Below are 7,371 nucleotides of genomic sequence, written 5' to 3' on the forward strand. Positions count from 1 at the left end.
TCGGCGTCGCCGCCCTCGCCCTCGCCCTGGCCGGCTGCGGCTCGGCCGGCCAGTCCGGTGAGCCCGCCTCGTCGACCGCCGCGGCGCCCAGCGGATCGGCGGCCTCGGCCGCGGCCGGCTCGGCCACGGAGAGCCCCACCGACCCCGCGTCCGCCGCGGCGTCCCGCGTCCGTGAGGCCCTCGCGTCGGAGTCCGCCGAGGGCACCCCGCGCGCCGAGCCGCGTCAGGCGTTCGAGACCGTCGGCCCGGGCATCAAGGACGGCGCCGCCACCGAGGCCTGGAAGAACACGGCCGCGGTCCGCAACGACACCGTCTCCGTGATGGACTGCACGCGCGACGTCCTGGACCAGCGCACCCTGGACGCCGTCGCCACGCACATCCCGGACAGCTCGAACATCGAGATCGTGCAGCTGTTCGCCTCGCAGGACGAGACCCACGAGTTCCTCACCTGCGTCTACAACGGCTACTTCGAGTACAGCCCCGGCATGCCCCTGGCGCAGGTCCACTACCAGCACAACCTCGACGGCTCCCGCCTGGAGTGGTGCCAGGAGGAGCCCGCCGCCGTGGCGGACGAGTACACGTTCGACCCGAAGACCGGCAAGGGGCTGCTCGCCCTGCTGCGCCCCGGCATGGTCGGCGGCCAGGACGGCGCCCCCCTGCTGCCCCAGCGCACCGCGTGGGCCTGCTCCGAGGACGGCAGCGAGATGGTCTCCGTGACCATGGGCTCCATGGAGGGCTTCGGCGACGCCAACGGCGGCCTCACCCAGGTGAAGAACTCGCCGGTCGCGCAGAGCACCACCCTCGTCACCGAGACCCGCGACCACCTCGCGGACACCGTGCTGAAGGACGCCGGGGACTTCCAGGAGGTCATCAAGCTCAGCTCGCCGTTCTTCCTGAACGCGCAGATGGACGAGGAGACCCTGGCCCAGGCCCGGGAGATCCCCACCGGCCGCGTGCCCGACGAGCTGCTGAACAACCAGTCCACGATCGACCGCCCCGAGGGCGCCCCCGGCCCCGTGGCCCCCGGCCAGCCGCCGCGGCCGTTCCAGGGCGCCGCGCGGGAGGCCGCCGAATCCCAGCGGGCCGCGGAGGCGTCCGCCTCGGCGTCGGCCAGCCCGTCACCGACGAAGTCGGCCTCGGCCTCGGCCTCGCCGTCCCCCTCCACGTCCGGGGACTGACGTCCCGGCACGACGACGGCCGGTCACCTCGTGAGGTGACCGGCCGTCGTCGTGGGGCCCGGCGGATCAGGCCTTCGCCGCGGCGTCGTCCTGACTGGCGAAGTGCCGGCGGTACGCGCCCAGGGTGAGGAACGCCGGGTACTCCGGCGGCAGGGCCGACTCGCAGAACACGCGCACCGCGTCCTCGAACCGGTGGCCCTCGGGCAGCGGGCCGGCGAGGATCCGAGCGTGCTCCTCGCGGATCAGCTGCTCCATCCAGCCGCGGTTGGCGGTCCGCACGCCGCCCTCGGTCAGCTGCACACCGGTGCCGTTGTGGGCCCACTGCCAGATCTGGGACCGGGAGATCTCCGCCGTGGCGGCGTCCTCCATGAGTCCGTGGATCGCGGCGGCGCCGTTCCCCCGCAGCCAGGACTCGATGTAGCGGATCCCGACCTCGATGTTCATCCGCACGCCGGCCTCGGTCACCGAGCCCGTGGTCGCGGCGACGTCGAGCAGGGCGGCCTCGTCCGGCTCCACGTCCTCGCGACGGCGGGTGCGGATCTGGTTCGGGGCCTCGCCGAGCACGGCGTCGAACTCCTCCCGGGCGACCGGCACGAGGTCCGGGTGCGCCACCCACGAGCCGTCGAAGCCGTCGCCGGCCTCGCGGGCCTTGTCCGCGCGCACCTTCTCCAGCGCGGCGGCGTTGGCCTCCTCGTTCCGGCGGTCCGGGATCACGGCGGACATGCCGCCGATCGCCGAGGCGCCGCGCCGGTGGCAGGCCCGGACCAGCTGCTCCGTGTAGGCCCGCATCATCGGCTGGGTCATGGTCACCTCCGAGCGGTCCGGGAGGACGAACTCGGCCCCGCGGTCCCGGAAGTTCTTGATGATGGAGAAGATGTAGTCCCAGCGGCCGGCGTTGAGGCCCGCGGCGTGGTTGCGCAGCTGGTACAGGATCTCCTCCATCTGGAACGCCGCGGTGATCGTCTCGATCAGCACGGTGGCCCGGATGGTGCCCTGGGGGATGCCCAGCTCGTCCTGCGCCGCCACGAACACGCAGTTCCACAGCCGCGCCTCGAGATGGGACTCGAGCTTGGGCAGGTAGAAGTACGGGCCGTGGCCGCGGCGGATCAGCTCGTGGGCGTTGTGGAAGAAGTACAGGCCGAAGTCCACGAGGGCGCCGGCCATCGGCTCGCCGTCCACACGGATGTGGTCCTCGATGAGGTGCCAGCCGCGCGGGCGGACGATGATGGTCGGCCGGTCCGTGAGCTCGCGCTCGCGCAGCCGGTACTCCTTGCCCTCGGGGGAGGTGAAGTCGATCTGGTCGCGGATCGCGTCGAACAGGTTGACCTGCCCGTCCAGCATCCGGTCCCAGGACGGCGTCGAGGAGTCCTCGAAGTCGGCGAGCCAGCCCGAGGCGCCCGAGTTGAGGGCGTTGATCGTCATCTTCCGATCCACGGGGCCGGTGATCTCCACGCGGCGGTCCTGCAGGCCGGGGGCCAGCGGCGCCACACGCCAGGAGTCGTCCTCGCGGACCCGGCGGGTGGACCGCAGGTAGTGCGGGTTCCATCCGTCGGTGATGCGGCGCTGGGTGTACTCCCGCTCCTCGAGCAGCCGCCGGCGGCGGTCCTCGGCCAGCCGGTGCAGGCGGCCGAGGAACGCCAGCGCCTCGTCCGTGAGGATCTCGGCCTGCCGCCCGTCGACCGGCCCGTGGACGGTCACCACGGGGGCGGCGCCCTCGGGGATGACGACGGGGATGGCCTGGGTGCTCACGTCATGCGGCAGGGGCGTGTGCTCCCGAACGTCGTCGGCATGGATCTCGTGCAGGGTGGGGGTCGTGGTCTGCGGGCTCATGGGACTGCCTCCTCGCGGTCTCGGCTGAGCGGATCAGTGGAACTGGCCGGACTCCGTGGAGCCCGCCAGGGCCACCGTGGAGCTGTCCGGGTTGATGGCGGTGGACACGGCGTCGAAGTAGCCGGTGCCGACCTCGCGCTGGTGCTTGGTCGCGGTGTAGCCGCGGGCCTCGTCGGCGAACTCGCGCTCCTGCAGCTCGACGTACGCGGACATCTGGCGCTCGTTGTATCCCTTGGCCAGGTCGAACATCGAGTGGTTCAGGGCGTGGAAGCCGGCCAGCGTGATGAACTGGAAGGTGTAGCCCATGGCGCCCAGCTCGCGCTGGAACTTGGCGATGGTGTCGTCGTCGAGGTTCTTCTTCCAGTTGAACGACGGCGAGCAGTTGTAGGCCAGCATCTGGTCCGGGAACTCGGCCTTGACGGCCTCGGCGAACTTCCGGGCCAGCTCGAGGTCCGGGGTGCCGGTCTCCATCCAGATCAGGTCCGAGTGGGGGGCGTAGGCCTTGGCGCGGGCGATGCAGGGCTCGACGCCGTTGCGGACCTTGTAGAAGCCCTCCGCGGTGCGCTCACCGGTGATGAACTCGGCGTCGCGCTCGTCCACGTCCGAGGTGATCAGGGTGGCCGCCTCGGCATCAGTGCGGGCGATGATCACGCTGGGCACGTCGGCGACGTCGGCGGCCAGGCGGGCGGCGTTGAGCGTGCGGATGTGCTGGCCGGTGGGGATGAGCACCTTGCCGCCGAGGTGGCCGCACTTCTTCTCGGAGGCCAGCTGGTCCTCCCAGTGCACACCGGAGGCGCCGGCGGTGATCATCGACTTCATGAGCTCGTAGGCGTTGAGCGGGCCGCCGAAGCCGGCCTCGGCGTCGGCCACGATCGGCACGAGCCAGTCCTCGACGCTGCTGACGCCCTCGGCGTGCTCGATCTGGTCCGCGCGCAGCAGGGCGTTGTTGATGCGGCGCACCACCTGCGGCACGGAGTTGGCCGGGTACAGGGACTGGTCCGGGTACGTGTGGCCGGAGAGGTTGGCGTCCGCGGCGACCTGCCAGCCGGAGAGGTAGATGGCGCGCAGCCCGGCCTTGACCTGCTGGACGGCCTGGTTGCCGGTGAGGGCGCCGAGGGCGTTGGTGAACTCACCGCGGGCGTTCTCGTCCTTCAGCTGGGTCCACAGCTTCTCGGCGCCGCGGCGGGCCAGCGTGTGCTCCTCCTGGATGCGGCCGCGGAGACGGACGACGTCCTCGGCGGTGAAGCTGCGCTCGACGCCGGCCCAGCGGGGGTTGTTGTCCCAGTCGTGCTGGAGCTGTTCGGCGGAGGCGGGAGTGGAGTGGTGGGGCTGGGTGGTCATGACGTCCTCCTGAGGATCGGTCCGGTTCGTGAAGGGTTCGGTGCGACGTGTCCGTCGCTGCCGTTGACATCCACCTTGGCCCCGGGCAAGGCCCTCTGGAGCACAAAATCGGTGGAAACTCCGGCTGTTCCTGCCACTGGGTCAGAACGTGACGGTCCTTGCGCCCCCATGTGGCCTGGATCACGGCAACGGCCCCCCGCTTGTCAAGAATGTGACTTTCTTTCCGAAACACGTGATCTCCTCCCCGGTTCCGTCTACAGTTCCGCGCATGATGACCCGCCCGCTTCCCGAGGACAGCGCGACCGTGGACGCCGTCGCGCTGGGCCGCCGCGTTCGGCACCTGCGCAAGCAGGCCGGCCTCACCCTGGACCAGCTCGCGGAGCGCACGGGAGTGAGCGGCTCGCACCTGTCCCTCGTGGAGAACGCCCGCCGCGAGCCGCGGCTCTCGCTGGTCCAGCGGATCGCCGAGGTTTTGGGCGTGCCGGTCGAGGACCTGCTCACCGGCCGGGCCCCCACCCGGCGGGCCGAACTGGAGATCGAGGTCGAACGGTTCGCGCGCTCGGAGCACTACGCCTCCCTCGGCCTGCCGCCGCTGCGCATCGGGCCCCGCACCCCCACCGAGGTCCTCGAGGTGATCGCGGGGTTGGAGGCCGAGCTGCGCCGTCGCCTGGAGGAGCAGGCCGCCACCCCCGAGGAGGCGCGCCGCGCCAACGCCCAGCTGCGCGCCCAGATGCGCGCGGTGGACAACCACTACCCCGACCTCGAGGCCGAGGCGCATCGGCTGCTCGACGCGATCGGCCACACGGGCGGGCCGCTGGGCCTGCACGCGGTCTCGGAGCTGGCCGAGCACCTCGGCTTCACCCTGCGCTTCGTCCCGGACCTGCCGCACTCCACGCGCTCCGTCACGGACCTCAAGCACGGGCGCATCCACATCAGCGGCTCCCGCTCCTCAGACCATGACCGCCGCACCGTGGTGCTCCAGGCCCTCGCCGCCGCCGTCCTGGGCCACGGCGAGCCGCGGGACTACGAGGACTTCCTCGCCCAGCGTGTGGCGGTGAACTACCTGGCGGGCGCGCTGCTCATGCCGCAGCGGGCGGCGTCGTCGCTGCTGCGGGCCGCCCAGAAGCGCCGGGACCTGTCCGTGGACGACCTGAAGGACGCGTTCGGCGTCTCCTACGAGGCCGCCGCGCACCGGTTCACCAACCTGGCCACCGTGGACCTGGGCATCCGCTGCCACTTCCAGAAGGTCCACGAGACCGGGGTGATCCACAAGGCCTACGAGAATGACGGGATCGTGTTCCCCGCCGACCACACCGGTGCGATCGAGGGCCAGCAGGCGTGCCGGAAGTGGGGCGCACGGCAGGCGTTCTCCCGCAACGACCGGTTCCGCGCCCACGCCCAGTACACGGACTCGCCCAACGGGACGTTCTGGTGCACCTCGATGATCGAGAACGGCCCCGACGGACTGTTCGCCCTCTCCGTGGGCACCCCGTTCGAGCATGCCCGGTACTTCCGCGGCGCGGACACCCGCCACCGGGTCACCTCCACGTGCCCGGATCCGCGCTGCTGCCGCCGCCCCGACCCCGAGCTCGAGGCCGCGTGGGGCGGGCACGTGTGGCCCGCGGCCCGCATGCACGCGCATCTGCTGGCGGCCATGCCCACGCAGACCTTCCCCGGTGTGGACGAGCGCGAGGTCTTCGAGTTCCTCCAGGCCCAGGAGGAGCGGGAGGGCTGAGGACGACGCCGGCCCGCACCCTCACGCGAGGGTGCGGGCCGGCGCGGCGGACGGCGGGGTCAGCCGATGCTCTTGCCGGCCGAGTTCAGCTCGGTGCAGGCCTGGACCACGCGGGCGGCCATGGCCTCCTCGGCCTTGGCGCCCCACACGCGGGGGTCGTACTGCTTCTTGTCGCCGACCTCGCCGTCGACCTTCAGGACGCCGTCGTAGTTCTCGAACATGTGCCCGGCCACCGGGCGGGTGAACGCGTACTGGGTGTCCGTGTCCACGTTCATCTTCACGACGCCGTACTCCACCGAGTCGGCGATCTCCTGGGCGGCGGAGCCGGAGCCGCCGTGGAACACGAGGTCGAACGGGCGCTCCTTGCCGAACTTCTCGCCCACGGCCTGCTGGATCTCCTGCAGGATCTCCGGGCGCAGCTTCACGTTGCCCGGCTTGTAGACGCCGTGCACGTTGCCGAAGGTCAGCGCGGTGAGGTAGCGACCGTGCTCGCCGAGGCCGAGGGCCTCCACCGTGGCGATGCCGTCCTGGACGGTGGTGTAGAGCTTCTCGTTGATCTCGTGGGCCACGCCGTCCTCCTCGCCGCCCACGACGCCGATCTCCACCTCGAGGATCTGCTTGTTGGCGTGGGTGCGCGCGAGCAGCTCGCGGCCGATCCGCAGGTTCTCCTCGAGGGTCTCGGCGGAGCCGTCCCACATGTGGGAGTTGAAGATCGGGTCGCGCCCGGCCTTCACCTCGGCCTCCGAGGCGTCCAGCAGGGGCAGGACGAAGCCCTCGAGCTTGTCCTGGGGGCAGTGGTCCGTGTGCAGGGCGATGTTCACGGAGTACTTCTTGGCGACCTCGCGCGCGAACGCGGCGAAGGCCAGCGAGCCGGCGACCATGTCCTTCACGGAGGAGCCGGAGAAGTAGGCGGCGCCGCCGGTGGAGACCTGGACGATGCCGTCCGAGCCGGCCTCGGCGAAGCCGCGGATGGCGGCGTTCAGGGTCTGGGAGCTGGTGACGTTGATCGCCGGGAAGGCGAAGGCGCCGTTCTTGGCGGCGTCGATCATCTCGGCGTACTTCTCCGGGGATGCGATGGGCATGCTGCAGCTCCTAGGCGTCGTCGACTCGGGCAGGCGGGGGAGCGCGGCGAGCGCGACACCCTCGGGCACATCCTATCCGCGCGGCCGGACCCGCCCCAGGGTCCCGGACCCGACGGCGACGCCGGCCTGGGCACGACCCCGCCGTTTGCCTAGGGTGAGCGGCGTCACATTCGCATCCGAGAGACCGGAGACCGCCATGGCCCCC

Annotated in this window: 5 protein-coding genes; 2 read left to right on the plus strand and 3 right to left on the minus strand. The window is 71.5% G+C overall.

The features are described from left to right. Nucleotides 1-1,178 (plus strand): hypothetical protein (locus QL983_RS07985; RefSeq protein ID WP_290152204.1); only part of this gene is annotated, 1,178 nt, incomplete at its 5' end. Between the two features lie 66 nt (nt 1,179-1,244). Here the strand turns inward: QL983_RS07985 and aceB are convergent. Then, nucleotides 1,245-3,008, minus strand: coding sequence for a malate synthase A (gene aceB, locus QL983_RS07990; protein WP_134416813.1), 1,764 nt, complete (start codon nt 3,006-3,008; stop codon nt 1,245-1,247). 33 nt (nt 3,009-3,041) lie between these two features. Then, nucleotides 3,042-4,349, minus strand: a complete 1,308-nt coding sequence (gene aceA / locus QL983_RS07995) for an isocitrate lyase (RefSeq protein WP_129043255.1) — start codon at nt 4,347-4,349, stop codon at nt 3,042-3,044. Between the two features lie 268 nt (nt 4,350-4,617). Between aceA and QL983_RS08000 the strand changes: the two genes are divergently transcribed. Then, entirely contained in the window at nt 4,618-6,084 is a 1,467-nt protein-coding gene (locus QL983_RS08000; protein WP_134416814.1) for a helix-turn-helix domain-containing protein, read from the plus strand. A 59-nt stretch (nt 6,085-6,143) separates the two neighbouring features. On the opposite strand, the gene fbaA is transcribed toward QL983_RS08000, so the two are convergent. Further along, nucleotides 6,144-7,166, minus strand: coding sequence for a class II fructose-bisphosphate aldolase (fbaA, locus tag QL983_RS08005; protein WP_020626750.1), 1,023 nt, complete (start codon nt 7,164-7,166; stop codon nt 6,144-6,146). Nucleotides 7,167-7,371 lie beyond the last annotated feature (205 nt).

It is taken from the genome of Micrococcus sp. APC 4021, from assembly GCF_030407635.1.
GTDB lineage: Bacteria > Actinomycetota > Actinomycetes > Actinomycetales > Micrococcaceae > Micrococcus > Micrococcus luteus.